The following is a 26,343-nucleotide window of genomic DNA, read 5'->3' as shown; positions in this document are numbered from 1 at the left end:
CGACCTCGGCGGGGCCTAGCCTGTGAAGGTCCGGAAAGATTCCGGATTCAGGGGAGGGGTTCCATGTTTCAGATTCGTCGGGTGTTCTGGCTGGCTCTGTTGCCGGCCGCCCTCTGCGGTCATGCGCAGGCCGCTACAACTGGCAACGTGCCGATGCAGGTCACGGCTACCGTCGTCACCAGCTGCATCGTCGTGCCGGTACCGCTGGTGTTCACCAGCGTCGATCCGACCGCCGACGCCGATGCATCGACCACCATCGCCGTCACCTGCACCGGCGGCACCGCCTACAACGTGGCGATCGACCAGGGCTCACACGGCAGCTCGGTGACGGCACGCGAGATGACGTCGGCCACGACCACCGATTCGCTCGCCTACAGCCTCTATCGCGATACGTCGCGCACGCTGAACTGGGGCACGACCAGCGGCACCGATACCCTGGCCGGAACCGGCACGGGCCTGGCGCAGACGATCCCGGTCTACGGTCGTGTCACCAGCGGCCAGTCGGCAGCGGCAGGCGTTTACACCGACAGCGTCAACGTCATCGTCAACTACTAACAGGGGTTGCCATGCGTACGCTGCTGCGCCGCTTCGGCGGCGCATGGTTGCTGCTGGCCTGCGTTTCGGCCGCAGCGGCACCGGGCGGCGTGGCGGTCTCGCCGCTGCGCCTCGATCTGAACGCGACGCAGACCAGCGCCGCGCTGACCGTCGCCAACCGTGACACGCGGCCACGCCGCTTCCAGATCGTGCTGCTGGGCTGGACGCAGGACGACCGCGGCGACCAGTTCGGGGATGCCGAGGCGCTGCTTGCCAATCCACCCCTGTTCGAGCTGGCGCCCGACGCGCAGCAGATCGTCCGTGTTGGCAACATCAAGCTGCCGCCGGCCGCGGTCGAGCAGGCGTTCCGCATCTACGTCGCCGAGATACCGGAACAAGGCGCGCTGAAGGACGGCCAGCTTAATTTCCTGTTGCGCCTCAGCGTGCCCTTGTACGTGGCCCCGTCCGCCACGGCGCATCGCGCCTGGCGCTGGTCGGCGTATCGCGACGGCAATGCCTATGTGCTGCGCGCGGACAATGACGGCAACGTCCATCAGCGGCGTGCACAACTGCACGTCGTCGATGCCGATCGCGGCACCGCGCTTGGCGATGACGCCGGTTTTCGCGACGTGCTGCCGGGCGCGCACGCGCTCTGGCGCTTTCCGGCGCAACCGCCATACGCACAGCGGTTACGCCTGACGGCCACCACCGATATCGGCACCGATGAGAGTACGGTTCCGCTCGGGACGCCGTGAGCTTGGCGCCGCGCTGCTCATCGGCCTGCTCGGGACCACACCGGTCCAGGCGGGCGATGGCTGGTTCTCGCGCGCCTGCACCCGCGCCGACGATCCATTCCCGCAGCGTGCGCAGCGCCTGCTGCTACGCGTACTCGCCAGTCCCGACGACAACGGCGCCGACTTCGTGCTGTTGCGCATGCCGGACGGCCGCTTGCTGGCACCACCCGCAGTGTTCGAGCATCTGGCGCTTGCGGCGCCGCGCACCAGCGTCTCGGCGCTCGGCGCGCGTTGGTACGCGCTCGACGACCTCGTCGAGCTGCATTACTACGTCGACGTCTGCGCGCAGACCCTGTCGATCGATGCCAGCGCACTGCGCGCCGCCGACGTGCGCAGCCTGACGCCGACACGTGACCACGCTGCGCCGTGGTCCGAGCCTGGCGCATATCTGCAAGCCGACACGCAGTATCTGCACGACCGCTCGCAGGACACGCTCAACGGCGTCATCGACAGCGGTCTGTTCGGGCCGTTCGGCGATATCCGTAACGACGTGCTCTACGACGGCCGCCGCTTCGTACGGCTCGACAGCGACTGGACGATCGACGACCCCGCACGCCTGCATCGGCTGCGTCTCGGCGACAGCATCACGCGCGGTGGCATGTTCGGCCGCGCGCTGCGCTTCGGCGGCGTGCAATGGGGCACCGAATTCTCGCTGCAACCGGACGTGGTGACCTTTCCGTTACCCAATCTCGACGGCCTGGCAACCTTGCCGAGCGCGGTCGACGTCTATGTCGACGGCAATCTGCGCGCGCACGAAAGCGTCGGCTCCGGTCCTTTCGAATTGCAGCGCGTACCGGTCATCACCGGTGCTGGCCAGATGCAACTGGTCGTCACCGACCTGCTCGGCCGCAGCAGCGTCTACCGCTACGACTTTTACGTCACGCCGCAGCTGCTGCGCGCGGGGCTCGATGACTACAGTTTCGAAGTCGGCAGCCCGCGCCTCGACTACGGCAGCGAGTCGCTGCACTACGACGTGCCGTTCGTGGCAGCAACCTGGCGCCGCGGGCTCAACGATCGCCTGACCGGCGAATTACATCTGGAAGCCAATCACCGCCGCCAGCTGGCCGGTGCCGGCGCCGCGTGGCTGCTGCCGCCGATCGGCGTCGTCAGCGGCGGGCTCGTCGCCGGCAGCGGCGACAGCCACGGCATCGGCGTACAGGCCGCGGTCGAGCACGCGGCGTCACGCTTCAGCTACGCGTTGTCGTATATCCACAATCCTGCCAGCCTGCTGCGCCTCGGCGAGGACCGACCAACGTCATTGCAGCGCTTCGTGGCGCGCGCCAGTCATCAGGTCGGCCGGCTCGGCGCCGTCAGCGTCGCCTGGCTCGATGATCGCGATGCCTTCGGCAATCGCCGCCGCGGCATCGACAGCGGCTTCAGCGCCGCGCTCAGCTACGGCGCTTCACTGACCATCGGCGCACATACCGACGTCGACAACGCCGACAACAACAGCCTCTACGCGAGCCTGACGATCAGTTTCGATCAACGTCTGGTCGGCTCGGCGACCTGGCAGCACGATGCCTCACGCGACATCGGCCGGCTCGCCGTACAGCGTGGCCGGCTCGGCGCCATCGGCTGGGACGGCAGCGCCTATCGCGAGATCGGCGACAGTACGCGCAGCGGCGCCAACGCCACCTGGACCACACCGCAAGCCATCGCACGACTCGATGCGGAGCACCGCAGCGACGACGATGCGCTGCGTCTGGGGCTACGCAGCGGCATCGTGACGCTGGGCAACGACCGCTTCTGGACGCGGCCGATCGACGGGCCGTTCGCGGTCGTCACCACCGACAGCGAGACACCGATTCGTGTCTACGACGAAAACCGCCTGAGCGGCCGTGCCGATGCCGCACACGCACTGTTGGTTCCGGACCTGCAAGCCTACGAAACGCGGCAACTGTCGGTGGCCGATGCCGATTACGCCATCGACACCCGGCTCGACGAACGCGCACGGCAGATCGTCGCACCTGGCTACGGTGGCGTGCGCGTGCGCTTCGGCATGCTGGCCGAGCGCCCGACGCGGCGCCTGCTGCTGCGCCGACAGGACGGCAGCGCGCCACCTGCCGGCAGCGCCGTCACCATCAGCGGTGCGTCGGCAAGTTTCACGGGCCTGCACGGAGAAGTACTGCTCAGCGCTGAGGCCGGTACGCACCAGCTCGACGTGCGCTGGAGCGACGGGCACTGCACGGCAACGGCCCTGCTGGCGGCCGGCGATCGACTCAGCACGCCACAACAGATCGTGACGTGCACGACGGGAGCATCACCATGAGACGGATCATGACGAAGTTGACCGCTGCGGCGCTGGCCGTCGGGATGTCACCGCAGGCCTTTGCGGTGTGTACGGTCAGCACCACACCGGTCGCGTTCGCACCCTACAACCCGCTGGACAGCAATGCCACGAACGCCGTCGGCAACATCAACCTGCTCTGCGTGTTGAGCATCGCCACGAGCTATACCATCAAGATCAGCACCGGGAGCAGCGGCAGCTACGCGTCACGGCAGCTCGTATTCGCAGGCAACACGCTTAACTACAACCTCTACACGGACTCGAATCGCACCATGGTCTGGGGTGATGGCTCCGGCGGTTCGCAAACCGTCGGTGGCACCTATCTGATATCGATCATCGACGGCAAGAACTATTCGGTCTACGCACGCATGCCGGCGCGGCAGAACGTCAGCGCCGGCATCTATGCCGACATCGTCAACGTCACCGTCGATTACTGAGCGGCTACAGGTAGTTGAACAGCGACAGACCCTGCACCTTGCTGTAGACCTGCTGCGCCGCCTGCAGCGTCGTCATCTGTAGTTGCAGCTTGGAGATCGCATCGGCGTAGTCGGTATCGCGCAGATCCGACGCGGCCGCCTGGGCGTGCTCGTTCTGTGCCGACGACACGTCAAGCGCATCGTCGATCGCGTTGAGGCGCAGGCCGATGCCGGAACGCACATCGCTGAGCCGGTCTTCGGCGCCCTGCAAGGTTCCCATCGCCTGCTGCAGGGCCGTCTGCACCTGGGCCCGCTGTGAGTCGCTGTCCTGTGGCTGCATCAGCAGGTCGGCGATCTGATCGATCATCGCAAACATGTCCTGCGACGACGACGGCGCCACCGTATAGCGGTCGCCGGCCGCGGCACTGCCGCTGAGCGTCAACGACGCGCCGCGGAACGTGATGGTGTCGCCGTCGCCGGCGCTGCCGCTCTGCACGACCGTGTTCGACGCATCGACGATCTCGTACTGATCGCTTGCCGTGAAGCGCAGCGTGTAACTGCCGCCGTCCCATTGCGAGCTGTCGCTGAGCGTTGCGCTGGTGATCGACGCGCCACCGGTGTTGGCCGACGACGCGGTCACCGCGAACGTGCCGTTGCCGGTTTTCAGGCCGAGGAACACCACGCTGCCCGGATCGTTCTGCGCGACCGTGCGCGAGCTGCCGATCTGCGCGCTGACCACGGTCTGATCACCGTGATAGTCGGCGCTGCTGCCATTCCAGGTGAACGGCGTGCTGCCATCGTCGGCGCCGCCGAACAAGTAGCGGCCCTGCCCGTCCGTGGTATTGGCCAACGCCATCAGCTGATCGCGCACCGCATACAGCTCCTTGGCGATCGACGCGCGGGTGTCCTCGGACTGCGTCGAGGTATTGGCCTCGATGGTCAATTCGCGAACGCGCTGCAACAGGCTCACGCCGCTGGCGATGGTGTCTTCGCCAAGCTGTAGCCGCTGTTGCGCGCTCTGTGCGGCCGAGGTATAGCGGGCGTTGGCGGCGACCAGTTGATCATAGCTCTGCGCCTGCGCCCAACCGGCCGGGTCGTCGGCCGCGGTCTGCCATCGTACGTTCGAGCTGAGCTGGTTCTGCGTCTTCGTCAGATCCTGCTGCGAACGCAGCATCTGCGAAATGCCCTGCTGATACTGCCATGCGGTCGATGTGCGAATCATGATCAGCCTCGCGTCGCCTGCAACAACGACTGGAAGATGGTGTTGGCGGTGGAAATCACCTGCGCCGCAGCCTGATATGCCTGCTGATAACGCAGCAGATCGGCCGCCTCCTCGTCGAGGTTGACGCCAGACACCGAATCACGTGCCGCCTCGGCCTGGGTCTTGACCGCGCTCTGCGCGTCGAGCGCGAGGCTGGCCTGCTGCGCGCGCGTCGCCGCCTTGGTGGTCAGCGCGCTCTGCGCCGCGTCGAGCGTCTCGCCACCAGCGAACAGCGCCAGCGAGCCGAGCGTGGCCAGCGCGTTGGCATTGCCGTTGTCGCTGCTGTTGGCGGCCGTCTTGGCGATGCTGAAGCTGTCGCCGGCGGCGACATCACCGGACAGCGTCAGTGACCAGCCATTGACGCTGATCGCATCGCCGGCGCTGTAGGCATAGCTGCCGCTGCCGTTGATCTGATAAGTGTTGGCGTCGGTGAACGTGATCGTCACCGCATCGGTCAGCGCCGCATTGCCGGAATCGGTGACGCTGATGTCGCCGACCGCGCTGCCGTTGCCGCTCGCCGCGCTGGCGGTCACTGCGCGTGCGGCGGCGATCTTGCTCGGATCGGTGGTCGCCAGCGACAGCTGGCTCGCCGCGTTCGCCGTCGGCTTGACCAGGAACGAGTCGCCGGCCTGGGCAGCGCCGCTGACGCTGATCGCAACGCCGCCCAGCATCAGCGGGTCGGCCGACGTGCCGCTGCCCGTCAGCGCCACCGCTGCGCCGGACTGCGCGTCGGTGGCGGTCCAGCTGGCGCCGTCGAACTTCAGCACGTAGTTGCTGCCGCTGAGCGCCGACACATCGGCGATCGCCACGTCCATCTGTGCCGTACCGGCATTCGCGGTCGCCGCGTAGGCCGTGCCGCTCGGCATCGTCAACAGATCGCCGCCCTGGTTGCCGGACAGATCGACGCCGGCGGCATTCTGCTGATTGATGGCGGCGGCAATGCCGGCGGCGAGCTTGCCGAGTTCGCTGCGCGCCGGCTCGATCACTTCGCGACGCGTATCGAGCAGGCCGCCGACCGTGCCGCCACTGAGCTGCGCCGTGATCGGCTTGCCGTTGTAAGTCACGTCGAGCGCGCCGCTGTTATAGGCGTCGCTGCTGACCCCCAGCGCGGTCGACTTGCCACCGAGCACCAGTGCCTGACCGCTGGCGGTAAAGACATTGAGACTGCCGTCGTCCTGGACGGCGGTCGTGATACCGACCTGCTCGGCAATCTGCTGGACGAGCTGGTCGCGCTGATCGAGCAGATCATTGGGCGGCTGACCGCCGGATTGCGACTGCGCGTTGATGATCTGCGTATTGAGCTTGGCCAGCGCCTCGGTGTTGGTGTTGATGCTCTCGACCGTCGTGCTCAGCGACTGATTGAGATCGCTGTTCATCGAATCGAGCTGCGACTGCAGCAGCGTCACCCGGTCGGTCAGCGTCTTCGCCGACGACAGCACGGCCTGCCGCGCCGACGTCGACGTCGGCGTACTCGACAAGGCATTGGCCGCATCGAAGAACGACTGCATCGGCGTCGACAGATTCGTCGAACTGTCCGACAGCAGCGTGTCGATCTGCGAGGCATAGGTCGAATAGACGTCGATGCGCGCATAGGCGGACGTGCTCGTCTGCAGTCGTGCATTGACCAACGAATCGGTAATGCGCTGCACCGTCGCGACGTCGACACCGGCACCGACATAGCCGCTGGCCGTGCCCTGACCGAGCTTCGACGTCAGCTCGACGCGCTGACGCGAATAGCCGGTCGTGTTCGCGTTGGCGATGTTGTGGCTGGTGGTGCTGAGCGCCGTCTGGTACGCCAGCAGCGCCGAACTACCCGTTGCGAGAATGTCGCCCATCGTTGCGCGTCCTGTCTGTACTTAGACCGAAATCTGGCGCGGGCCGGCGGCCAGCGCGAGCTGCATCGTCGGGCCATTGGCGATCGCAAGAATCTTGCGCGCATACGCCGGATCAGTGGCATAACCCGCCTTCTGCAGCCCTTGCACGAAGCGGCTGGCGCTACCGCCATGCTGCAGCGCCTCCTGATAACGCGGATTCGACTTGAGGAAATCCACGTAGTCGTCGAACGACGACGCCATCGAATCGTAAGCGCGAAAATCCGCACGTTCGCGCTGCGCAGTCCCGTCGACGACCTCGGTCGTCGTCGTCGACACCGAGTCGCCGCCCCAACGACGATCGGCCTTGATGCCGAACAGGTTGTGGCTGGACGATCCGCTGCCGTTCTTGATGCCGTGTGCCCCCCAGCCGGTTTCCAGCGCCGCCTGCGCGATCAGCACCCGCGCCGGCACGCCGAGTTCGCGCGCCGCGCGCTCGGCATGCGGCAGGATGGACTGCACGAACGATTCAGGCGTCGTCGTCTCGCCATGGTCCGTCGCGGCGGACGACGGCGGGGTCGCCGTCAGTGCGCTCGTCGCATGTTGGGCACGACCCAGCGCATAGGCGCGTCGCGCGCTCGACAGCAGATCGCTGACGCCGGACACCGACGTCGCAGTGCTGTCGTCGCCGTCTGCAGCGCCGGCTGCACTGCCGCGCAATTGCTGCACCAGCACGTCGGCCAGCCCTAGCCCCTTGCCGGACGACGACAGGTGTACCGACATCTGCTGATCGAACAGGTCCTGATAAAAACCGGTCTGGCCGCCGCCCATCACGTCGTCACCCAGCGACCCGGCGCGCATGCTCTTCAGCAGCTGTTGCGTGAACAAGGCCTCGAACTGTTGCGCCGCCTTGCGCACCGTCGACAGATCGCCGTCGCGCGCGCCGGCTCGCATCGTCTGAAACTGCGAGAAATCGGTGATCGCATCGGTGGAGCGTAGCGTCATCGCCGATCTCCAGTCGACGCAAGCGTCGCGGGCATCGTCACAACGGCAAGATGGCTTTCGCTCTCCAGACTATTGTTTCGCGCGACGGCGCGACGGGTAAAAGCACCGCCGTGGAAAGAAACGACGCCCCTGCCACCTCGGTGAAGCGCAACGGCCAGGCGCAAAGACAACGGCTGTGCCGGCACGCCGATCTGCGGTCCACTGTCCACATTGGGCATGCCGGTGGCCATCAGATCACCACCAACTCCGCGCGCAAGGCGCCCGCCTCTTTCAAGGCTTCGAGGATGGCCACCAGATCGCCCGGCGCGGCGCCGACCTGATTCACGGCCTTGACCAGATCATCGAGATTGACGCCGGTATCGAACACGAACATGTGCCCGGCGCCCTCTTGCGTGACTTCGATCTGCGAACGCGGCACCGCCACGGTCTGCCCCTCGGAGAAGGCGCCCGGCTGACTGATCTGCGGTTTTTCGGAAATCGTCACCGCCAGTGAACCGTGCGACACCGCGGCCGGCGACACGCGCACACGGCTGCCGATGACGACCGTGCCGGTGCGCGAATTGATGACGACCTTGGCGGCGGCGTCGGCCGGCGTCACCTCGACGTTTTCGACGATCGACAAAAACGTGACGCGTTGATTCGCATCCGCCGGAGCGTGAACACTGACGGTCACCGCATCTTCGGCACGCGCCATCGACGTGCCGAGCGCGGCATTGATGCTCTGCGCCATGCGCGCCGCCGTCGTGAAGTCCGGCGTGTTGAGGTTGAAATGCAGATCAGGGCTGCTGTCGAAGCCATTGGCGACCACGCGTTCGACCTGCGCCCCGTTCGGAATGCGACCGGCGCTCGGCACATTGATCGATACCCGCGAACCGTCCTTGCCGGACACGCCGAGACCACCGACCACGACATTGCCCTGCGCGATCGCATAGACCTGACCGTCGGCGCCCTTGAGGGGCGTCATCAGCAATGCGCCGCCACGCAAGGAGCCGGCGTTGCCGAGCGACGACACCGTCACGTCGATCTGCTGGCCAGGCTTGGCGAAAGCCGGCAGGTCGGCGCTGATGGCAACGGCCGCGACATTCTTCAGCTGCGGATTGACGTTGGCCGGCACCGTGATGCCGAGCTGCGCGAGCATCGACTTCAGGCTCTGCGTCGTGAACGGCGCCTGGGTCGTCTGGTCGCCAGTGCCGTCGAGACCGACGACCAGGCCGTAGCCGATCAGCGGGTTGCTGCGCACGCCCTGGACGGATGCCAGATCCTTGACGCGCTCGGCGTGTGCGAGACCCGGCACGAACATCAGCAACGCCGTCAGACAACGCGCGATACGCAGATGGCTTTGATGCTGACGCTGGAGCAGAAAGCGCATGGTCCGGGCCCTCAGAACGGAAACAGCACGGAATTGAAGAAGCGCGCCAGCCAGCCCATCGCGTTCGAATCGGCGACGGCGCCGTTGCCGGCGTAGCTGATCTTGGCGTTGGCGACACGGCTCGACGGCACGGTGCCATCGGCGGCGATGTCGATCGGCCGCACGATGCCCTGCAGCGCGACGTGCTCGCTGCCCTGATTGATCTGAATCTGCTTTTCGCCGCGCACGACCAGATTGCCGTTCGGCAGCACGCGCGTGACGATGACCGTCACCGAGCCGCTGAGCTTGTTCGATTGCGTCGACGCACCACTGCCGGTGAACGCCTGATCGGAACCGAGATCGAAGCCGAGCACGCCAGTGCCGTTGACGCTGACCGGCCGACCGAACAGCGTCGGGTTGGCGATGCTGTCCGACGTCGTCTTGGCGGTGCTGGTGTTGGCCTTCTTCTCGGCATTGGTCTGTTCGACCAGGTTGACCGTCAGCAGATCACCGACGCGGCGCGCCTTGTTGTCCTCGAACAGCGCCAGGCCGGAACCGCCGGAATAGATCGAACCGTCGCTGGCCGGTGCCGGCGCGGCTGCCGCCTCGGGCGGCACGTAAGGGTCTTCGCGCGGCGACGTGGTGGCGCACGCGGCCAGCGACAGGCAGGCGAGGATGGCAAACGAACGCATGGTCGTGCTCACAGGTTCTGCGTGACGAACTGCAGCATCTGATCGCTGGTCGAGATCGCCTTCGAATTCATCTCGTAGGCACGCTGCGTCTCGATCATGTTGACGAGTTCTTCGACGACATTGACGTTGGAGCCTTCCAGCGCGCCCTGCTGCAACGCACCGAGGCCATTCGATGCCGGAGCACCGGTCTGCGGCGAGCCGCTGGCGGCCGTCTCGGTATAGAGGTTCTCGCCCTTGGGCTGCAGGCCGGCCGGATTGATGAAGTCGGCGGTCATGATCTGCCCGACCTGCTGCGTCGAAGCGCTGCCGCTCATCTGCACGGAGACGATGCCGTCAGTGCTGATCGAAACGCTCTGCGCGCCGGTCGGGATCTGGATGCCGGGCTGTACCGGATAGCCGCTCGACGTGACGAGCTGGCCCTGGCTGTCGACCTGGAAGGTGCCGTCGCGCGTGTAGGCCATGGTGCCGTCCGGCATCTGGATCTGGAAGAAGCCGCGACCGTTGATCGCGACATCCAGTGCATTGCCGGTCTGCGCCAGATTGCCCTGCGTGAAACTCTTCTCGGTGGCGACCACGCGCACACCGGTGCCGAGCATCATGCCGGACGGCGCCTGCGTCTGCTGTGAGGTCTGCGCGCCGGGCTGACGCACCGTCTGATACAGCAGATCCTCGAACGCGGCGCGACCTTTCTTGAAGCCGGTCGTATTGACGTTGGCGAGATTGTTCGACACGACCGACATGCGCGTCTGCTGCGCATCGAGACCGGTCTTGGCGACCCAAAGTGCATTGTCCATGTGAGACCTCCGACGGAATTCCGTCCTTGTCTCGACGGGTACAAGTTCCGGACCAGCGCGGCGGTGTCGGAATCCTGTCGTTGTCGCTGCGCAGGGAAGATCGCGGTTTCGCGCCTCGGGCGACGACGAGCGGGCGTCAGCGTCGCATGAACGGTGACGTAAACGATCGCGGCTCGCGCCGCGCCTACAACTTCAACGTGTAGGAGCAACCGTGTCGTCGCGGCGGCTGCAGATCCGGACCTTGCGCGTGCCTCGATACACCGCGCTACGCGCGGCACTCGGCATGAACGGTTCGGGGAATTCGCAAAACACCTGGGGAGCGTTGTAGGAGCGACGCGAGCCGCGACCGTCACCGCCCATCTCGCTAGCCGCTGATGCGCGTCAGCGTCGACGACGCCGCTGCGTTGTCCTCAGCGGTCTTCATCAGCTTGGTCTGCAACTCGAACTGCCGCGCCAGGCTGATCATGTTGACCATGGTTTCCGGCAGGTTGACGTTGCTCGATTCGAGCGCGCCGCTGGTCACGACATTGCCGCTGGCGGGATTCAGCGCGACGCCGGGCTTGGCCCGCATCAAACCGTCGGTGCCGCGTTCGAGTTGATCGGGCGTCGCCTGCATCACTTTCAGGCGACCGACGGTGGCCAGTGATTCGGTACCGCTGCCGAGCGGCTGAACGGTGATGGTGCCGTCACCGCCGATGCTCAGATCGGCCGCCTGCGGAATCGTCACCGGACCGGCATCGCCGAGCACGGTCTGGCCAGACGCCGTGCGCAACTGGCCGTAGGCGTCGAGCTGCAGATCACCGGCCTTGGTGTAGGCCTCGCTGCCGTCGCTGGCCTGCACCGCGAGCCAGGTATCCGGCGCCATGGCCACGTCGAGATTGCGGCCGGTCTGCTGGATGTTGCCGCCGCGCGAATCCCAACCCGGCGTCTGCGCCGCCGAATTGACGCGTGTCGGCAAGCCAGGGCCGTTGACGTCCTGCGCCTGACTGGCCAGCAACTCGGCGCGAAAACCGGTCGTCGAGGCGTTGGCCAGATTGTGGTTGTTGATGGCCTGTTGGCGCAGCGTCTCGCTGGCACCGGTCATCGCAACGTAGAGCGCGCGGTCCATGGAATTCTCCGAAGCGGCCGCGCCGGTCAGGACCGGCGCGGCGTCGGCTCATTACCGAATGTTGATGATGGTCTGCGTGATCTGGTCGGCCGTCGAGATCATCTGCGCGTTCGCCTGGAAGTTGCGCTGCGCGGTGATCATGTTGACGAGCTGGGCGGTCAGATCGACGTTCGAGCCTTCGAGCGCACCGGACTGCACGCCGCCGAAGTTCGGCGAATCCGCCGCGCCGCGGATCGGCTGGCCGGCGTCGTAGGTCTCGCCCCAGGTCGAATCGCCGAGCTGCTGCAGGCCCTGCGCGTTGGGGAAGCGCGTCAGCGCGATCTGGCCGAGCGGCGTCGCCTGGCCATTCGAGTAGCGCGCCTGAACGATGCCGCCATCGGTGACCTCGACCGTCGTCAGCGACCCGGTCGTGTAGCCGTCCTGGGTCAGCGAGTTGAGGCTGAAGGTATCGCCGTACTGCGTCGAATCGGAGAGATCGAAGCTCAGGTTCATCGCCGCCGCGCCGTTGCTCGGCGTATACGCGCCCAGAGACAACTGCCCGTTGCTCGGCGTCAGCAATTCGCCGCTGTCCGAGTAGGTGACGGAGCCGCCGCCGACGTCGCTGCCGTCGACCTGCACGTGCACGTCCCAGCTGTTGGCCGTCGAACCCTTGACGAAATACATGGCCGCCTGATGCGCGGTGCCGAGCGAGTCGTAGACCGTGACCGAGCGCGTGTCGTTGTAGCTGGTCGGATCGTTGGCATCGAACGTCGTCGTGGCCGGAACGTCGTCGCTCGACGGCAGGTTGACGTTGGCATTGACCGTGGTCGTCGCGCGCGGCGCATTGGTCGTCGTCGACAGCTGCAGATCCGAGAGCTGCGAGGTGTCGAACGTACCGCTGCTGGTCGCCGGGAACACCTGCAGGCGCATGCCGGATGCATTGACGACGTAACCGTTCTCGTCGGTGCCGAACGCGCCGGCGCGCGAGTACGCGAGCGAACCGTTGTTCGACAGCGTGAAGAAGCCTTCACCGGAGATCGCCAGATCCAGCGTGTTGCCGGTGGTGTTGATGTTGCCCTGCGACATCTGCTGCGCGACGCGCGCGGTGCGCGTGCCGATACCGGTCGCCGTCGACGCCAGGCCGTAAGCGGAAATCGGGAACATGTCGGCGAACTCGGCGCGCGACGACTTGAATCCCGTGGTGTTGACGTTGGCGATGTTGTTGGCAGTGACGTTGAGGTCGGACGACGCCGCATTGAGTCCGGAAAGTGCAATCTGGAACGGCATGATGAGTACTCCTTAGAGAATTTGAGCGACGTCGGAAAGCGCGAACGCACCGAGCCCCTGCAGGTCGAGCGTCAGGCCGTCCGATGCGAGCTGGACGCTCTGTACCGTGCTCGACGCATAGGTGGTCAGCGCGGTCTGGGTATCCCCCTGGATCAGCCGTGCTTGTAACGAATAGGTGCCGGCATCGAGCGTGTTGCCGCCCGCATCCTTGCCGTCCCACGAGAAATTGACGACGCCGGCCGACTGCGTGCCGAGATCGAGCGTGCGCACGACCTGACCGCTGGCGTCGACGATGTCGACCTGGACCGTGCCACTGCTGCCGGCGGCGACAGCGCCGTCCAGCGTGCCGCCTTCAGGCAGATAGCCGGCGCTGCTGGGCACCAGCACGTTGTGGCCGACCAGCTGCGCGGCCTGCAAGGTCTGATAAGACGTCAGCGAGCTCGACAGCGACGAGAACGAATCGTTGAGCGATTCGATGCCGGACACCGTGCTGATCTGCGCGAGCTGCGCGATGAATTCGGTGTTGTCGGTGGGATTCAGCGGATTCTGATTCTGCAGCTGCGTGGTCAGCAGCTTGAGAAAGGCATCCTGCCCGAGCCCGGTGCTCGAACCGTCGGTGCTGGACTGCTGCACGGCCAGTCCCAGCGAGGCGTAGGGATTGCTGCTGTCGGAGACGGCGGAAGTCGTGGTCATGGGCAACTCACTTGCCGAGCGTCAGCGTGCGCATCGCCAGTTCCTTGGCGGTGTTCATCACGTCGACACTGGACTGATAGGAACGCGACGCGGAGATCATGTTGACCATCTCCTCGACGACGTTGACGTTCGGGGCATAGACATAGCCGTCGGCATCGGCGACCGGATTGCCGGGCTCGTAGCGCTTCTCCGGCGCAGCCTGGCTTTCCACCACGCCGAGCACCTGCACGCCGGCGCTGTCGTCGCTGCCGTTCTCGACCATGGTCTTGAATACCGGCATGCGCGCTTTGTAGACGTCGTCCGGATTGCCGGACACGGCGTCGGCGTTGGCGAGGTTGCTGGCGACGGTGTTGAGGCGCGTCGACTGCGCGCTCATCGCGCTGCCGGCAATGTCGAAGATGCGGAATGAGGACATGGTCTATCGCCTCCTTCTGGCCTATTGCCCGCTGAGCGCGCTCATCAGGCTCTTGATGCGCGCGTCGAGGAAATTGAGGCTGGCCTGATAGCGCAGCGCGGCGTCGGCGAACTGCCCTTGCTCGACCTGGGTGTCGACCGTGTTGCCGTCGACCGACGGCTGCAGGGGCACGCGATATTGCGCGTCGACCGAGCGCACGTCGGTGCCGAGCGTATTGCCCCCGCTGGCCGACGCCTGCGCGTCCTGAAGCACGGCACGAAAGTCGAGATCGCGAGCCTGATAGCCCGGCGTGTCAGCGTTGGCGATATTGGCGGCGATCAGCTCCATGCGCCGACGCTGCACTTGCAGGGCCTGCTCCTGGATTCCGAACAACGCGCTGTCGATGGCCATGGCCGACGACTCCGAATGGGTTTGCCAGCAGCTATACAAGCCATGTGCCAGCCCCTCGGAAACAGCGCTCAATGCGCGGCGATCACAGCCTCCAGCCGACCAATGACCGCCTGCGCCAGCTCATCGGAACTGAACTTCGCTATAAAGCGGTCGGCGCCGACCTTTTCGACCATCGCCGTGTTGAAGACACCGGACAGCGAGCTGTGCAACAGCACATACAGCGACTGCAGCGCCGGGTCGTGTCGGATTTCCGTCGTCAACCGATAGCCGTCCATCGTCGGCATCTCGACATCCGATATCACCATCAGCAATTGCTCGGCGAGCGGACCGTCGGCCGCCATCATCTGCAGCAGCTCCAACGCCTCGCGACCGTCGGCCGCCATCAGTGCCCCGATGCCCAGCTCGCGCAGCACGCCTTCGATCTGCGTGCGCGCCACGCGTGAATCGTCGACCACCAGCACCTTCAGACCACCGGCGTCGAGACCCGCCACCGACGCGCTGATGCGCTCGGACAGGCCGGCCGGCCCACCGAGGATTTCGGCCAGCACTTTCTCGACGTCGATGATGCCGACGTCCTGCTGCTGAAAGCGCACGACGGCCGTCAGATAAGCGTCGCGCTCGGGCGCCGGCTTGAGTTCGGCGACATCGAGATGAACGATGCGCTCGACCTGCTCGACCAGAAACGCCTGCACGCTGCGATTGAACTCGGCGACGACCAGATGCGCTGGCGCCGGCAGGGCGTCATCGTCCTCCATGCCGATCGCACGGCGCAGATCGATGACCGGCACCACGCGGCCGCGCAGATCGAGCACGCCGCGCACGTGCGGGTGCGCGCCCGGCATGTGCGTCAGCGCCGGCGACTTGATGACTTCCTGGACCTTGAACACGTTGATGCCAAAAATCTGGCGCGTGCCAAGCCGGAACAGCAACAGCGCCAGACGGTTGTGCCCCGCCAGCTGGGTGCTGATATCGATGCTTTCGAGGAGTCCGTAGGCCATGAGCTTGATATCGGCGAGACCGGCGGCGACTTGAGGGCAAGCGCAAGGTCCGTGACCTCGTCCCTGGAACAGCGCTTGCCTGCATCCCGGCATGAAGCTTTTCCGCCAGTCCTTGTTACTGCTGTCCGCGCTCGCCACGTCACTGCCGGCGCTGGCGCAGGACGCATCCGAATCACTCGATCGCATTCGTGCGGTCGCCGAGGCGGCCGTGCGCCAGTCGCTGCCGGCCAGCGCCGACGTCAGCGCCGACGGCATCGACACCCGTCTGCGCCTGCCGGCCTGCGGCACGCGCCCGCAGGCCGAATCCGGGCCGATCCGTGGGGCCGCCACCAGCGTCAATGTGCGCTGCGAAAAACCCAGCGCGTGGTCGATCTACGTACCGGTCCGCATCAAGGACATCCGCCCGGTGCTGGTGCTGACCCGCGCGGTCCAGCGCGGCGAAGCGGTGACACCGGATCTGCTGCGGCCCGAGCAACGCGACGTGGCGACGCTACCGTTCGGCTACCTGGTCGATCCCGACAAGCTCGCACAAAGCGAATTCCGCCGACCGATCGGTGCCGGCCAGGCCTTGTCGCCGACCGACGTGCAGCCGGAGCGCTGCGTGCGCCGAGGCGAACTGGTGATGCTGATCGGCCGCGCCGCCGGCATCGAGGTCCGTGCCGAGGGCAAGGCACTCGCCGACGGCGGACGCGGCAGCCGCATCCGCGTTCAGAACACCAACTCGCGGCGCATCGTCGAGGGCACCATCACCGGCCCCGGCCGCGTTGAAATGTGAAGGACATCGGCGCCGTGCAGCCGCTCGTCAAAAAAATCGCACCGCCGGCCTCAAGTTCGGTTTGGCCCTGCCGTTAATACAACAGGATCGGTATTTTCGAGCAGGACCATGACCAACAAGATCACCGGCGGCCCCGTCGACAGCTACGCTGCGCTGACGCGCACCCCGGCCACGAACGCCGCCCGCAGCGGCAACACCGGCAATGCCGGTGGCGCAGCGAGCGCACGAACCGACTCGGTGAGCCTGACGTCGGATGCGATGCTGCTGCAACAGACCGCCGATGCCGTCAGCGCCTCGGATGGTTTCGACGCCGCGCGCGTCGCCCAGGTCAGTGCCGAGCTCAGCAGCGGCACCTACAAAGTCGACCCGCAGGCCATCGCCGCCAAGATGATGAAGAGTGAATGGGAGCTCTACGGATGACTGCATCAGGTGCCCCGGCTGCCGGCCTCGCGCAGCAACTGCAAGAAAACCTGCAGGCGCAGCAGCAGTGCGCGCAAGAACTGCTCGGCCTCTTGCAGGCGGAGCGCGAAGCGCTGATCCACTCCGACGTCGCCCGCCTCGAATCGGTGACGCGAGACAAGTCGGAAGCGGCCAATGTGCTGCAGCGGCTCGGCAACAGCCTGACGCAGCTGCGCAACGCCGCACGGGCCCCATCGATGGATGGCTGGCTGGCCTCGCTGCGCAATGGCCTGCCGGCGCTGTGGAGCGAGCTGCTGGCCCTGGCCGCCAAATGCCAGGCCGCCAATCAGGACAACGCGGTGCTGCTCGGCACGCGTGAAGCCCAACTCAAACAGACGCTGCGCGCCTTCCGTCCGGCGGGCGCACCGGAAATCTACGGCCGCAGCGGTTACGCCGCACTCGGCATCGCACCGCGTCAGCTCGGCAGCGCCTAGGCTCTCCGACCATGCGCGCCTACGAAGACGATGAACTACCGTCGCCGGGCGCCATGCGCCGGATCGAAGACGGCACCGAGATCGAGACACAGCTGCGCCGGCTGTGCCGCTACAACACCCTGATTTCGATACGCCGCTCCGGCGACGACCGCTGGCTCCCCAGTTCGATCCTGCTGGTGCAGCCGATGCTGCGCCGCATCGTCATCGACGCCCTGCCAGAACAGGTGTCCGAAACCGGCACCCTGCTGCATTTGCGTACGCGCTGCGACGGGGCCGAAATCTTCTTCAGCAGTACCATCCTCGGTCGCTTGCAGCACGACGGCGGTCCGGCCCTGGCGCTGTCGATCCCACCGTCGATCCGCCTGCACGACCGGCGCGTCGTGCGCCGCGTGCCGATTCCCGGCGACGCCAAGTTGCCGCCGAGCGAAGCGACGTTGCGCAGCGCTCGTTTCCGCTTCGAGATCACGGACGTTTCGGTGTTCGGTGCCGGCGGCGTCGCCCACAATGCGCCGCATCTCGGCATCGGCGACTTGCTCGATCTGCAGATCGAACTGCCTGCCAGCCAGCTGCCGGTCCGTGCCGAAATCCGCTCGCGTGCCGCACGTGGCGGCACCGTCCGTCTCGGTCTGCGCTTCACCGACATGCGACCGCAGCATCTGGAACAGCTGACCGGCGAGCTGGCACGACTCGAACGTCAGGCGCTGCGCGCGCACAGCCCCCACGCCTGAAGATCGCGGCGGCGTCTCGCGGTTTGCGTTCGCACGGTCGCGGGCGTGCAATAACGCCGTGAACGCGCAACAACCGCCCTGCACCCTCATCGCACGACGCGTCGACATCACGACGCTGGCGGTCGATGCCATCGTCAACGCCGCCAATGAAAGCCTGCTCGGCGGTGGTGGCGTCGATGGCGCCATCCACCGCGCTGCCGGCCCCGGTCTGCTCGCCGAATGCCGAGCGCTCGGCGCTTGCCCGACCGGCGAGGCGCGCATCACCGGCGGCCACCGCCTGCCCGCCGCCTACGTCATCCATACCGTCGGCCCGGTCTGGCAGGGCGGCGGCCGCGGCGAGCCGGAGCTATTGGCGCGCTGCTACCGCAACAGCCTGTTGCTCGCCCGGCAATACGGGCTGCAGCGGATCGCGTTCCCGGCCATTTCCTGCGGCGTCTACGGCTACCCCTGGGATGCGGCAACCGTCATCGCGGTCCGCGAGGTCCGTGCATGGGCCGCGTCCAGCGGGCTGCGCGAGGTGATCTTCGCCTGCTTTTCCGACGAGATGCTGACGCGCTACGAGTCCGAACTGGCGCGGACCGACGCGCGCTGACGGCCCTCGGCACGCCGCACGACGGATGGCGGGGCGCGTCCGGGCCGGGGTCTGAGATAATGGGGAATGGAAGCCTTTCCCCTGTTTGTCACCTGCCCGCGCGGCGTCGAACCCCTGCTGGTCGCCGAGCTGAGCGCGATCGGCGCACTCGACGCCAAGGAAGCGCGCGGCGGCGTCGCGTGCCGCGCCACCACCGAAACCGCTTATCGCGCCTGTCTGTGGTCGCGGCTGGCCAGCCGCGTGCTGCTGCCGCTGCAGCGCTTCGAGCTGAGTGACGCACAGTCGATCTACGACGCCGCGCAAACCGTGGTCTGGCCGGATCTGTTCGCATCGCAGAGCCGCTTCGCCATCGAAGTCGCCGGCCGCACGCCGGGCATCGCCAACACGCACTTCGCCGGCCTGCGCCTCAAGGACGCCATCGTCGACGGCTTTCGCGCCGCCGGCCATGAGCGGCCGGACGTCGATACCGAATACCCCGACATCCGCCTGCATCTGCACCTCGACCGCGAGCACGGCACGCTGAGTCTCGACCTGGCCGGCGAGAGCCTGCACCGGCGCGGCTACCGCGCGCGCGGCGTCGAGGCGCCGCTCAAGGAAAACCTGGCGGCCGCCATCCTGGTCCGCGCCGGCTGGCCGGAGCTGATGGCCGGCGACGCGCCGCTCGTCGATCCGATGTGCGGCTCCGGCACGCTGCTGATCGAAGGTCTGTGGATGGCCGCCGACATCGCGCCGGGCATCCTGCGCCGGCGCTGGGGTTTCGAAGCCTGGCTCGATCACCAGCCGGCCACCTGGAAGCGCGTGCGCGCCGAAGCAAGCGAACGCCGCGACGTCGGACTGGCCCAGCTCGGTGTCCGCGCTTTCGGCCGCGATCTCGAACCGCGGGCCATTCAGGCCGCGCGCGCCAATGCCGAACGCGCCGGGCTGGCCGGCAAGATCCAGCTCGAGGTCGGCGACGCCATCGCCGTGCGCCCGCTCGACCCAACACCGGGGGTGATCGTCACCAACCCGCCGTACGGCGAGCGCCTGGCCACCGATGCGGAGCTGGTCAAGCTCTATTCGCTGCTCGGCGTGACGCTGGCGCAGCACTTCCGCGGCTGGCAGTTCGGCTTCTTCACCGCCCGCGACGATCTGGCGCCGCGCCTCGGCCTGCGGGCCAGCAAGATCTCGTCCCTGTACAACGGCGCCATCGCCTGCAAGATGCTGCGCTTCGAGATTCCGGGCGCCACCCCGGCACCGCGCGCCAGCGATGACGCGGCGCGTCCCGCGTCCGCCGCGGGCGACGCGACCACCGCCGTACCCGAACTCGCCGAGGACTTCGCCAACCGCCTGCGCAAGAACCTGCGCCATCTCGGCAAGTGGGCCAAGCGCGGTGGCGTCAACGCCTGGCGCGTCTACGACGCCGATCTGCCCGAGTACGCGGTGGCGGTCGATGTCTACGACACCGCCGACGGCGAGCGCCATGCGCACGTCCAGGAATACGCGGCGCCGAAAACCGTCGATCCGGCGCGTGCCGAAAAGCGCCTGCGCGGCGCGCTGGCCGGTATCGCCTCGGTGCTCGAACTGCCGCCGGCGCGTCTGCACTACAAGCTGCGCCAGTCGCAGAAAGGCACGAGCCAGTACCAGCGCCAGGGCGATGCCGAGCAGATGCACGTCGTCGTCGAGCACGGCTGCAAGCTGTATGTGAATTTCGACGATTACCTCGACACCGGCGTGTTTCTCGACCACCGGCCGATCCGCCAGCGCATCGGCGCCGAAGCCGCCGGCAAGCGCATGCTCAACCTGTTCTGCTATACCGGCGTCGCCAGCGTGCACGCCGCGGTCGGCGGCGCCGCGCAGACCGTGTCGGTCGACATGTCGAACACCTATCTCGACTGGGCACAACGCAATCTGTTGCTCAACGGCCAGCACTCGCAGCTTTACGAACGCCCGCCGCTACCGGGCACCCGGCTGGTCAAGCATGCGCTGGTGCGCGCCGACTGCATGGTCTGGCTCGAAGCGCAGGCCAAGCTGCCGTCGCCGCCGCAGTTCGACCTGATCTTCCTCGACCCGCCGACCTTCTCGAACTCGAAGAAGATGGAAGGCACGCTCGACATCCAGCGCGATCACGGCCGCATGATCCGCGACACCATGACGCTGCTGGCACCGGGCGGCACGCTGTACTTCTCGACCAACCGCCGCGGCTTCAAGCTCGACACACTGATCGAATCGCAATTCGCCGCGCAAGACATCACCGCGCAGACGCTGGCCGAAGACTTCAAGCGCCCGCCGCCGGCGCACAAGTGCTGGGCAATCCAGCGCCGCAGCGGCGGCCTGCCGGTCAGCCGCAGTGCGGCGATCGCCGGCGACGACGAGGACTAAATCCGCCGCCGCCACGCAGCCGCGCGGGGGACCGTCATCGCTTCGCCACACGGCCGTCATTTGCCGCCACTACGCTCGCGCGCCGATGAATGCCGCCGCGCCCGCCCGCCGTCCCGAAGACACGCAGAACGATCTGTCGCGCCTGCGCCTGGACGTCGCGCCGCTGTCGCCGACCGATACCGTCGACGCCGCGGCCGACGCATTTCTCGAGGCCGCCAACGAACGGTTGCTGTGCCTGCCGATCGTCGCCGGCAAGCGCGTCGTCGGCACCATCAGCCGCCACACCCTGAACAACGTCTTTTTGCGCCGTTTCGGCCGCGAGCTGTACGGCACGCGACCGGTGACGTCGCTGATGAACGGCACGCCGCTGCGGGTTGATCGCGAGGCACCTCTGGAAGACGCCGCGCGCTACGTCGCCGCCCACCTCGGCGCACCGATCACCGAAGACTTCATCATCGAGGCCGACGGCCAGTACCTCGGCATGGGCGTCGCCGTCGATTTGCTGGCGGCGCTGCAGCAGCGCATCGACGCCGCCTACGCGGCGCTGAAGGCCTCGCAGGCGCAGCTCGTGCAGTCCGAGAAGATGGCCTCGCTCGGTCAGATGGTGGCCGGCGTCGCACATGAGATCAACACGCCGCTGGGCTACGTGCGCAACAACGTCGAGATGGTCGCCAGCCTGTTCGAAGAAGCGGTGCAGACGCTCGGCGAGCATCACAAGCTGCTGCAGATGCTGACCGCGGAGGACCTGGACGAAGCGGCGCTTGGCGCACAGATCCAGCACTGCAGCGATCTCGGCGCGTCGCTCGCCGACCCGGAACTCGTCAGCGACACGCGCGCCCTGCTGCGCGACACGCTGCACGGCGCCGACACGATCAAGGATCTGGTCGTCAACCTGCGCAACTTCTCGCGGCTCGATCAGGCGCGCGTCGCCGAGGTGTCGATCCACGACTGCATCGACCAGACCCTGGTCATCGCGCACAACGCGATCAAGCACCGGCTGACCGTCATCAAGCGCTATGGCGAGGTGCCGCCGGTGCGTTGCTCGCCGTCGCAAATCAATCAGGTGCTGCTGAATCTGGTCACCAATGCCGCACAGGCGGTCGGCGACAACGGCGGCAAGCTGTTGCTGAAAACCGAGTCCGACGGCACGTGGCTGCACATCCACGTACAGGACAACGGCCGCGGCATCTCGCCCGCCCATCTCGCCAAGATCTTCGATCCGTTCTTCACGACCAAGCCGGTCGGCCAGGGCACCGGTCTGGGCCTGTCGATCTCGCAACAGATCGTGCAGGCGCACGGCGGCACCCTCCACGTCGTCTCCGAGCTGCAGCGCGGCACCAAGTTCGTGATCTCGCTGCCGCTGCAGCTCGCGACCGACGCCACCGGCGACGACGACAGCGACGCCACAGAGCACGCCGCATGAACAAACCGACCCTGCTGCTGATCGACGACGAGGAACGCATCCTGCGCTCGTTGGCGATGCTGTTCCGCGGCCGCTACGAACTGATCGCCACGACCGATCCCGGCGTTGCGCTGCGCGCCGTCACCGAGCAACGCGTGCATGTCGCGGTCAGCGACCAGCGCATGCCGATGATGAGCGGCGCCGAGCTGCTCAAGCAGGTCCGCGCACGGTCGCCGCAGACCACGCGCATCCTGCTGACCGGCTACTCGGAGCTCGACGCGGTGGTCGCCTCGGTCAACGAAGGCGAAATCTTCCGCTTCGTCAACAAACCCTGGGACGCCACCGAGCTGCGGCAGACCGTGCAGCAGGCGGCGGCCATCGCCGACTCGCTGTTCGCCGCTGGCCCGGCCGCGCCGCCGATGCCGCTGCAGACCGAGACCGGCCAGTTTGTCGCGCCGGTCGCGAATACCGCCGAAGCGATCCTGGTGCTCGATGACGACGCCGAGGTCTATCACGCCGTCCAGGACATCGTCGGCCGCTCGCAGCCGGTGGTCTGGGCACGCGACATCGACCAGGCGCTGGCGGCGCTCGAACGCGAGCCGGTCGGCGTCGTGGTCTCGGAGATCGCCGTCGCGCGACAGAGCGTCACCGGCCTGCTGAAGACGCTGAAGGCCGAGCGCCCGGAGATCGTCACCATCGTATTGACACCGTTCGCCGACGTGTCGGTGTTCATCGGTCTGATCAACCAGGGCCAGGTCTACCGTCTGCTGCCGAAGCCGCTGCGTCGCGGCGCGTTCAGCATGAGTCTGGCCAGCGCGCTGCGTCATCACCGCCTGCTGCGCAGCACGCCGACGCTGCGCGTCGCGCATGCGGTCGAGCCGGTGCGCGCGCCGGAGGAAAGCGGCGTGGCCAGCCGGGTCATGAATTTTCTCGGTCGCATGCGCCGCGCCGGCGCCACACCCTGACCGTTTCGCAGCACACGACGCTGACCGGCATCCGCACACCGATGAGTGGCGTTGCCGCCAACGTGGTCACGATTTAGCCTGAATCCGTCGTTATCGCATCGAGTCGATGCCGGGGGATTTCATGCGTTACCTGTTTGCCGCCGCCGCGGCACTGGCCTGCTGCGGCACTGCGTTTGCGGACGCGCCGGTCACCATCAGCGCCGATCATCTGCAACGTGCCAATGCGATGGCCCAGCCGTACCGGCAATGCCTCGCCGACCGCTTCGGCGACCGCTATCTGAATCTGGGCAACGACCCGATGAAGGTCATCGGCGAGGTCGAGGCCGGTTGCCAGACGCAGCTGGATACCGCGCACCGCTTCCTCAGCTCGCTGGGTTATTCCGCCGACCTGATCGATCGCGCGCTGATCGACATCAAGGCCAGAGCCGATGGCGCAGCGGTGGCCTTCGTGCATCGCATGCCGAATTACCGCTTGCCGAACTACCACTTCTGAAGTCGGCCGCCCCTCGCACGCCGGCCGGCGAGGCTGGCAAACCGCGGCAGCCGGCCTAAGATGGACGAAATTCGCAGCCACGCGAGGACCGTCATGCAGAAAGCCGCTTTGCTCGTTGCCGCCGCCATGGCCGGCCTGATCGCCGTTGCCCAGGCCGCACCGGTCGATCAGGCCCCGCAACGCGCCACCGCCGGCCCGGGCGATCAGACGTTCAAGACCACGACGCTGTCGTCGGAACCGTACGAGCCGAGCACCGAACTGCCAAAGACTGATCCGGTGCCGAACTGCCAGATCAAGATCGGTGCGCAGTGGAGCGAGATGCCGGCACAGACGCTCTACGACTGCGCCGACCTGCTCGACGAAAAGTCGCCGGCGGCGCCGAAGCCGATGAGTACGGCGTACTGGAACAGCATCTACCTGTCGGCGGACGCCAAGAATATCTATCGCGCCGATCCGAAGTCATCGGAGTGGACCGTGCTCAAGGCGCGCGGCGGGCACTGACACCGCACCGCAGCGAGCCGGCACCCGGCCGGCCCGCTGCGCCTTGATCACGACGGCTGGAACCAGCGCATGAAGCGCGCGAACTCCAGCTTGTTGCCTTTGACGACGTCGAAGTCGGTGGCGATCGTCAGCGCCGGATTGCGCAGCTGCGCGAGCATTTCCTTGAAGGTCTGCGCCGGCACGCGCACGACGATGTCGGCATCCGGCTGCAGCTCCGGCACCACCTCGCTGGCACCCCGGCGGACGATATAGGTGTAGCGCTGCTGGATATCGGTGAACTCGAAGCCGACCTTGACCGTCTTGTCGCCGCAGGCCTGCGGGTCGAGATTGACCGCCATGCCATCGAAGAAGCGTTTGACCGGCATGCTCGCCAGCGTCTGCGGTGTCGGTTTGACGATGCGCGACTTCAGCTTGTAATCGCCGGCCAGTTCACCGGCACTGACCTGATACCAGTGCCGCGCGTTCGGATTGCTTTCAGCGGCACCCAGGGCGCGCAGCGCGGCGATGCGCGCCTGGCGAACATCGCGGCGATCCGGCGCCACACGCATCGCGTAGTCGGACAATTGCAGCACCCATTGATGCTCACCGCGCGCTTCGGCGTCGGTGATCTGCTTGGCCAGCGCGTCGATGCCACCGGCCAGCGCCACCATGTGCGCCGCGGTCTGATCGGGCGGCAGCGGTTGCAAGGTCGCCGCGTCACCGTCGTACCAACCGAGCAGACCGTTGTAGATCTCGCGCACCGACCACGACACCTCGCCATAGAACGGCTGCAGGTAAGGCGAGGCGGCCAGGTGCGGCGGCAGCTTCAGCGTCGCCGCGATCTCGTCGGGCGTGTGGCCCTGGTTGATCTGGCGGATCGTCTGGTCGTAGACGTAGCGGATCGCATCGCGATAGTCGGTCAGTGCCGCTTCGATCTTGTCTTCGCCGATCAGCGGCAGCGTATGGCTCGGAATCAGCACCTGCGCGTGCAAGGCGCGCAGCTTGTCGATCGAGTCCGCCCAGACGCGCGGGTCGCGATAGCCGGTGCCGCGGATGGTGTAGAGATTCGGGAACGAGCGATAGAAGTTGTCGCCCGACAGCACGATGTGCCGGTCCGGCAGCCACATGAACAGTTGGTCGTCGGTCTCGCCCGGCGCGTGCACCAGCTCGAAGTGAATGCCGGCCACCGTGTCGTCGAGCTTGTCGTCGAAGACACGGGTCGGCGGCAACACCGCGACGGTGCTGCCTTCGTGCATGTCGACGAACGGGCCGATGCCGAGATTGATCAGCTGATCCGCTGGCAACGGCATGCCGTACATGCGCTGCGAGCGCCGCGTGATCGTGGTCTGCAACTCGATCGACGTGCGCTCCATGTTGGCGACCAGCTCACGCTGCGCGTAGACTGGGATGTCGCGGCCGCCGGCGAACACCGCACCGCCACCGACGTGATCAGGATGCGAGTGCGTGTAGACGATGGCCGCCACCGGCTTGTCGGTGATCTTGCGGAACGCCGCCAGCACCTGCTGCGCCGACTGCGCGGTTTCGGTGGTGTCGACGATGATCACGCCGGTGTCGCCGACCAGCATGATGGAATTGGCAATGCCGTAGCCGATTGCCACATAGATGCCATCGGCCGGATTCAGAACCCGCGGCTTGAAGTCGTCCGTCAGGTTTTTCAGCGCGGCCGGTGTCGGCACGGCCGTCTCGGGTGCGCTCGGTGGCGGCTTGTGGCCACACGCGGCCAGCAGCAAGGCCGCCACGGCGGCGGCGATACCGAATCGTTTCATCGTGGTCTCCTCCACGTTCGCTTTTCGCGTCAGAGGATCAGCTTAGGCGCCGCATCGC

27 protein-coding genes are annotated in these 26,343 nt (G+C 66.7%); 14 read left to right on the top strand and 13 right to left on the bottom strand.

Annotated elements, in window-relative coordinates:
* Window positions 1–63: 63 nt before the first annotated feature.
* Genes G7Y82_RS05495 through G7Y82_RS05480 form a run of 4 tightly spaced genes read left to right on the top strand, consistent with a single transcriptional unit; the run spans window position 64 to window position 4,052 of the window.
* Complete coding sequence (locus G7Y82_RS05495; protein WP_168147001.1) at window positions 64–555, top strand: Csu type fimbrial protein; 492 nt, start codon at window positions 64–66, stop codon at window positions 553–555.
* Window positions 556–566: 11 nt separating this feature from the next.
* Entirely contained in the window at window positions 567–1,289 is a 723-nt protein-coding gene (locus G7Y82_RS05490) for a fimbrial biogenesis chaperone (protein WP_168147000.1), read from the top strand.
* The gene (locus G7Y82_RS05485; RefSeq protein ID WP_168146999.1) at window positions 1,258–3,597 is read left to right on the top strand and encodes a fimbria/pilus outer membrane usher protein; all 2,340 of its coding nucleotides are present in this window, start codon (window positions 1,258–1,260) and stop codon (window positions 3,595–3,597) included. Before G7Y82_RS05490 ends, G7Y82_RS05485 begins: the two co-directional genes overlap by 32 nt.
* An 8-nt stretch (window positions 3,598–3,605) precedes the next feature.
* A complete protein-coding gene (locus tag G7Y82_RS05480) occupies window positions 3,606–4,052 on the top strand; it encodes a Csu type fimbrial protein (RefSeq protein ID WP_168146998.1) in 447 nt (148 codons plus the stop codon).
* A 4-nt stretch (window positions 4,053–4,056) separates the two neighbouring features.
* On the opposite strand, the gene flgL is transcribed toward G7Y82_RS05480, so the two are convergent.
* The 12 genes from flgL to G7Y82_RS05420 all read right to left on the bottom strand — a co-directional run bounded on the left by flgL (window position 4,057) and on the right by G7Y82_RS05420 (window position 15,812).
* Window positions 4,057–5,253, bottom strand: a complete 1,197-nt coding sequence (gene flgL, locus G7Y82_RS05475; RefSeq protein WP_168146997.1) for a flagellar hook-associated protein FlgL — start codon at window positions 5,251–5,253, stop codon at window positions 4,057–4,059.
* Window positions 5,254–5,255: 2 nt separating this feature from the next.
* Window positions 5,256–7,127, bottom strand: a complete 1,872-nt coding sequence (flgK, locus tag G7Y82_RS05470) for a flagellar hook-associated protein FlgK (protein ID WP_168146996.1) — start codon at window positions 7,125–7,127, stop codon at window positions 5,256–5,258.
* A gap of 21 nt (window positions 7,128–7,148) precedes the next feature.
* Window positions 7,149–8,108, bottom strand: coding sequence for a flagellar assembly peptidoglycan hydrolase FlgJ (flgJ, locus tag G7Y82_RS05465; protein WP_168146995.1), 960 nt, complete (start codon window positions 8,106–8,108; stop codon window positions 7,149–7,151).
* A 229-nt stretch (window positions 8,109–8,337) separates the two neighbouring features.
* A complete protein-coding gene (locus G7Y82_RS05460) occupies window positions 8,338–9,477 on the bottom strand; it encodes a flagellar basal body P-ring protein FlgI (RefSeq protein ID WP_206370348.1) in 1,140 nt (379 codons plus the stop codon).
* 11 nt (window positions 9,478–9,488) lie between these two features.
* On the bottom strand, window positions 9,489–10,148 hold the full coding sequence (gene flgH, locus G7Y82_RS05455) for a flagellar basal body L-ring protein FlgH (protein ID WP_168146994.1): 660 nt from the start codon (window positions 10,146–10,148) through the stop codon (window positions 9,489–9,491).
* An 8-nt stretch (window positions 10,149–10,156) separates the two neighbouring features.
* Entirely contained in the window at window positions 10,157–10,942 is a 786-nt protein-coding gene (flgG, locus tag G7Y82_RS05450; RefSeq protein ID WP_168146993.1) for a flagellar basal-body rod protein FlgG, read from the bottom strand.
* Between the two features lie 364 nt (window positions 10,943–11,306).
* Window positions 11,307–12,050, bottom strand: coding sequence for a flagellar basal body rod protein FlgF (locus tag G7Y82_RS05445; protein WP_168146992.1), 744 nt, complete (start codon window positions 12,048–12,050; stop codon window positions 11,307–11,309).
* A gap of 51 nt (window positions 12,051–12,101) precedes the next feature.
* Entirely contained in the window at window positions 12,102–13,316 is a 1,215-nt protein-coding gene (flgE, locus tag G7Y82_RS05440; protein WP_168146991.1) for a flagellar hook protein FlgE, read from the bottom strand.
* 12 nt (window positions 13,317–13,328) lie between these two features.
* Window positions 13,329–14,009 carry a flagellar hook assembly protein FlgD gene (locus G7Y82_RS05435; protein ID WP_168146990.1) on the bottom strand — a complete coding sequence of 227 codons (681 nt, stop codon included), beginning with the start codon at window positions 14,007–14,009 and terminating at the stop codon, window positions 13,329–13,331.
* A gap of 7 nt (window positions 14,010–14,016) precedes the next feature.
* Window positions 14,017–14,424, bottom strand: a complete 408-nt coding sequence (gene flgC, locus G7Y82_RS05430) for a flagellar basal body rod protein FlgC (RefSeq protein ID WP_168146989.1) — start codon at window positions 14,422–14,424, stop codon at window positions 14,017–14,019.
* Window positions 14,425–14,445: 21 nt separating this feature from the next.
* The gene (gene flgB, locus G7Y82_RS05425; protein ID WP_168146988.1) at window positions 14,446–14,814 is read right to left on the bottom strand and encodes a flagellar basal body rod protein FlgB; all 369 of its coding nucleotides are present in this window, start codon (window positions 14,812–14,814) and stop codon (window positions 14,446–14,448) included.
* A gap of 68 nt (window positions 14,815–14,882) precedes the next feature.
* On the bottom strand, window positions 14,883–15,812 hold the full coding sequence (locus G7Y82_RS05420) for a chemotaxis protein CheV (protein WP_168146987.1): 930 nt from the start codon (window positions 15,810–15,812) through the stop codon (window positions 14,883–14,885).
* Window positions 15,813–15,903: 91 nt separating this feature from the next.
* Here G7Y82_RS05420 and flgA point away from each other — a divergent pair, with 91 nt between their 5' ends.
* The 10 genes from flgA (at window position 15,904) to G7Y82_RS05370 (ending at window position 24,519) form a co-directional block, all read left to right on the top strand.
* A complete protein-coding gene (gene flgA / locus G7Y82_RS05415; RefSeq protein WP_168146986.1) occupies window positions 15,904–16,587 on the top strand; it encodes a flagellar basal body P-ring formation chaperone FlgA in 684 nt (227 codons plus the stop codon).
* Window positions 16,588–16,695: 108 nt separating this feature from the next.
* Entirely contained in the window at window positions 16,696–17,007 is a 312-nt protein-coding gene (gene flgM, locus G7Y82_RS05410) for a flagellar biosynthesis anti-sigma factor FlgM (protein ID WP_168146985.1), read from the top strand.
* Complete coding sequence (locus G7Y82_RS05405; RefSeq protein WP_168146984.1) at window positions 17,004–17,480, top strand: flagella synthesis protein FlgN; 477 nt, start codon at window positions 17,004–17,006, stop codon at window positions 17,478–17,480. Before flgM ends, G7Y82_RS05405 begins: the two co-directional genes overlap by 4 nt.
* Window positions 17,481–17,491: 11 nt before the next feature.
* Window positions 17,492–18,208, top strand: coding sequence for a flagellar brake protein (locus tag G7Y82_RS05400; protein WP_168146983.1), 717 nt, complete (start codon window positions 17,492–17,494; stop codon window positions 18,206–18,208).
* Between the two features lie 58 nt (window positions 18,209–18,266).
* Entirely contained in the window at window positions 18,267–18,800 is a 534-nt protein-coding gene (locus G7Y82_RS05395; RefSeq protein WP_168146982.1) for an O-acetyl-ADP-ribose deacetylase, read from the top strand.
* Between the two features lie 66 nt (window positions 18,801–18,866).
* Window positions 18,867–21,158 carry a bifunctional 23S rRNA (guanine(2069)-N(7))-methyltransferase RlmK/23S rRNA (guanine(2445)-N(2))-methyltransferase RlmL gene (gene rlmKL, locus G7Y82_RS05390; protein ID WP_168146981.1) on the top strand — a complete coding sequence of 764 codons (2,292 nt, stop codon included), beginning with the start codon at window positions 18,867–18,869 and terminating at the stop codon, window positions 21,156–21,158.
* Between the two features lie 85 nt (window positions 21,159–21,243).
* A complete protein-coding gene (locus G7Y82_RS05385; RefSeq protein WP_168146980.1) occupies window positions 21,244–22,581 on the top strand; it encodes a sensor histidine kinase in 1,338 nt (445 codons plus the stop codon).
* The gene (locus G7Y82_RS05380; protein WP_168146979.1) at window positions 22,578–23,525 is read left to right on the top strand and encodes a response regulator; all 948 of its coding nucleotides are present in this window, start codon (window positions 22,578–22,580) and stop codon (window positions 23,523–23,525) included. The genes G7Y82_RS05385 and G7Y82_RS05380 overlap by 4 nt, the downstream gene beginning before the upstream one ends.
* Before the next feature lie 121 nt (window positions 23,526–23,646).
* Window positions 23,647–24,018 carry a hypothetical protein gene (locus G7Y82_RS05375; protein WP_168146978.1) on the top strand — a complete coding sequence of 124 codons (372 nt, stop codon included), beginning with the start codon at window positions 23,647–23,649 and terminating at the stop codon, window positions 24,016–24,018.
* A 93-nt stretch (window positions 24,019–24,111) separates the two neighbouring features.
* Window positions 24,112–24,519, top strand: a complete 408-nt coding sequence (locus G7Y82_RS05370) for a hypothetical protein (RefSeq protein WP_168146977.1) — start codon at window positions 24,112–24,114, stop codon at window positions 24,517–24,519.
* 47 nt (window positions 24,520–24,566) lie between these two features.
* Here G7Y82_RS05370 and G7Y82_RS05365 read toward each other — a convergent pair whose 3' ends face one another.
* Entirely contained in the window at window positions 24,567–26,285 is a 1,719-nt protein-coding gene (locus tag G7Y82_RS05365) for an alkyl sulfatase dimerization domain-containing protein (RefSeq protein WP_168146976.1), read from the bottom strand.
* Window positions 26,286–26,343 lie beyond the last annotated feature (58 nt).

This window comes from Solimonas marina (assembly GCF_012241385.1).
Lineage (GTDB): Bacteria > Pseudomonadota > Gammaproteobacteria > Nevskiales > Nevskiaceae > Solimonas > Solimonas marina.
Note: the sequence above shows the minus strand (reverse complement) of the source record. Positions and strands in the feature narration are given on the sequence as shown.

Excerpts from the sequence above, each read along its gene's own strand:
- G7Y82_RS05420 (WP_168146987.1), bottom strand. The coding sequence starts at position 15,812 with ATGGCCTACGGACTCCTCGAAAGCATCGATATCAGCACCCAGCTGGCG.
- flgG (WP_168146993.1), bottom strand. The coding sequence starts at position 10,942 with ATGGACAATGCACTTTGGGTCGCCAAGACCGGTCTCGATGCGCAGCAG.
- G7Y82_RS05485 (WP_168146999.1), top strand. The coding sequence starts at position 1,258 with ATGAGAGTACGGTTCCGCTCGGGACGCCGTGAGCTTGGCGCCGCGCTG.
- rlmKL (WP_168146981.1), top strand. The coding sequence starts at position 18,867 with ATGGAAGCCTTTCCCCTGTTTGTCACCTGCCCGCGCGGCGTCGAACCC.
- G7Y82_RS05380 (WP_168146979.1), top strand. The coding sequence starts at position 22,578 with ATGAACAAACCGACCCTGCTGCTGATCGACGACGAGGAACGCATCCTG.
- G7Y82_RS05435 (WP_168146990.1), bottom strand. The coding sequence starts at position 14,009 with ATGACCACGACTTCCGCCGTCTCCGACAGCAGCAATCCCTACGCCTCG.
- flgE (WP_168146991.1), bottom strand. The coding sequence starts at position 13,316 with ATGCCGTTCCAGATTGCACTTTCCGGACTCAATGCGGCGTCGTCCGAC.
- flgB (WP_168146988.1), bottom strand. The coding sequence starts at position 14,814 with ATGGCCATCGACAGCGCGTTGTTCGGAATCCAGGAGCAGGCCCTGCAA.
- flgA (WP_168146986.1), top strand. The coding sequence starts at position 15,904 with ATGAAGCTTTTCCGCCAGTCCTTGTTACTGCTGTCCGCGCTCGCCACG.
- G7Y82_RS05445 (WP_168146992.1), bottom strand. The coding sequence starts at position 12,050 with ATGGACCGCGCGCTCTACGTTGCGATGACCGGTGCCAGCGAGACGCTG.
- G7Y82_RS05365 (WP_168146976.1), bottom strand. The coding sequence starts at position 26,285 with ATGAAACGATTCGGTATCGCCGCCGCCGTGGCGGCCTTGCTGCTGGCC.
- G7Y82_RS05460 (WP_206370348.1), bottom strand. The coding sequence starts at position 9,477 with ATGCGCTTTCTGCTCCAGCGTCAGCATCAAAGCCATCTGCGTATCGCG.
- G7Y82_RS05495 (WP_168147001.1), top strand. The coding sequence starts at position 64 with ATGTTTCAGATTCGTCGGGTGTTCTGGCTGGCTCTGTTGCCGGCCGCC.
- flgC (WP_168146989.1), bottom strand. The coding sequence starts at position 14,424 with ATGTCCTCATTCCGCATCTTCGACATTGCCGGCAGCGCGATGAGCGCG.
- G7Y82_RS05480 (WP_168146998.1), top strand. The coding sequence starts at position 3,606 with ATGACGAAGTTGACCGCTGCGGCGCTGGCCGTCGGGATGTCACCGCAG.
- G7Y82_RS05405 (WP_168146984.1), top strand. The coding sequence starts at position 17,004 with ATGACTGCATCAGGTGCCCCGGCTGCCGGCCTCGCGCAGCAACTGCAA.
- flgJ (WP_168146995.1), bottom strand. The coding sequence starts at position 8,108 with ATGACGCTACGCTCCACCGATGCGATCACCGATTTCTCGCAGTTTCAG.
- flgH (WP_168146994.1), bottom strand. The coding sequence starts at position 10,148 with ATGCGTTCGTTTGCCATCCTCGCCTGCCTGTCGCTGGCCGCGTGCGCC.
- G7Y82_RS05370 (WP_168146977.1), top strand. The coding sequence starts at position 24,112 with ATGCAGAAAGCCGCTTTGCTCGTTGCCGCCGCCATGGCCGGCCTGATC.
- G7Y82_RS05400 (WP_168146983.1), top strand. The coding sequence starts at position 17,492 with ATGCGCGCCTACGAAGACGATGAACTACCGTCGCCGGGCGCCATGCGC.
- flgK (WP_168146996.1), bottom strand. The coding sequence starts at position 7,127 with ATGGGCGACATTCTCGCAACGGGTAGTTCGGCGCTGCTGGCGTACCAG.
- flgM (WP_168146985.1), top strand. The coding sequence starts at position 16,696 with ATGACCAACAAGATCACCGGCGGCCCCGTCGACAGCTACGCTGCGCTG.
- G7Y82_RS05490 (WP_168147000.1), top strand. The coding sequence starts at position 567 with ATGCGTACGCTGCTGCGCCGCTTCGGCGGCGCATGGTTGCTGCTGGCC.
- G7Y82_RS05375 (WP_168146978.1), top strand. The coding sequence starts at position 23,647 with ATGCGTTACCTGTTTGCCGCCGCCGCGGCACTGGCCTGCTGCGGCACT.
- flgL (WP_168146997.1), bottom strand. The coding sequence starts at position 5,253 with ATGATTCGCACATCGACCGCATGGCAGTATCAGCAGGGCATTTCGCAG.
- G7Y82_RS05385 (WP_168146980.1), top strand. The coding sequence starts at position 21,244 with ATGAATGCCGCCGCGCCCGCCCGCCGTCCCGAAGACACGCAGAACGAT.